This is a genomic window from Paraprevotella clara YIT 11840 (genome assembly GCF_000233955.1).
GTDB classification, from domain to species: domain Bacteria; phylum Bacteroidota; class Bacteroidia; order Bacteroidales; family Bacteroidaceae; genus Paraprevotella; species Paraprevotella clara.
In genome coordinates this window covers 1-784 of record NZ_JH376671.1, presented here as the reverse complement: position 1 = coordinate 784, position 784 = coordinate 1, and the positions used below count along the sequence as shown (strand labels likewise).

1 protein-coding gene is annotated in these 784 nt (G+C 32.4%); it reads right to left on the bottom strand.

What is annotated here, in order from left to right:
* Nucleotides 1-249: 249 nt before the first annotated feature.
* Nucleotides 250-784 (bottom strand): polyprenyl synthetase family protein (locus HMPREF9441_RS16990; RefSeq protein ID WP_039865629.1); only part of this gene is annotated, 535 nt, incomplete at its 5' end.

The following is a 784-nucleotide window of genomic DNA, read 5'->3' as shown; positions in this document are numbered from 1 at the left end:
GTTTAATTCCTTTACTTCTTTAACACTTGAAGCTTGAGGGGTATCAGGTGTATCATCTTTCTTACAAGATGTACTAAAAAGCATCATTCCTGCCATAACTGCAGGTACTAAAAATTGTAATTTCATATATGTTTGGTATTAATATTTTTGACGCTGCAAAGATACAAACTATTTAGAAATATACAAAATAATAGATTACTTTATTTAGAAATATTTTAATTCACTGACAAAACACCTACTCCTCACCTACTAAATATTCCTATTGATTACATAATTCACCATCAAAATCAATGATTCTTTATAAGCAGAAGCAGGAAATTCATCTAACAAACTGAGTGCTTTCTGTTGAAAATCTTTCATCTTAGCTGTAGCATACTCTAATCCATTATGGGTTTTAACAAAGTTTATAACCTCTTTTACTCTCTTCTTATCCTTATTATACTTTTTTACCGAGTTGATAAGCCATTTTTTCTCTTCTTCTGTACAAGTATTGAGTACATAAATAAGCGGGAGAGTCATTTTTTGTTCTTTAATATCTATACCTGTAGGCTTTCCTATAGCATCTTCTGTATAATCAAAAAGATCATCTTTTATCTGAAAAGCCATTCCTATATACTCTCCAAAGAGACGCATTTTCTCAATTAACTCTGGTGCATTAGGCATTACTGAGCAAGCTCCCATAGCACAACACGCAGCTATAAGGGTAGCTGTTTTTTGCCTAATTACTTCATAATACACTTCTTCTACTATATCCAAGCGGCGAGCTTTCTCCATCTGTAGCAGT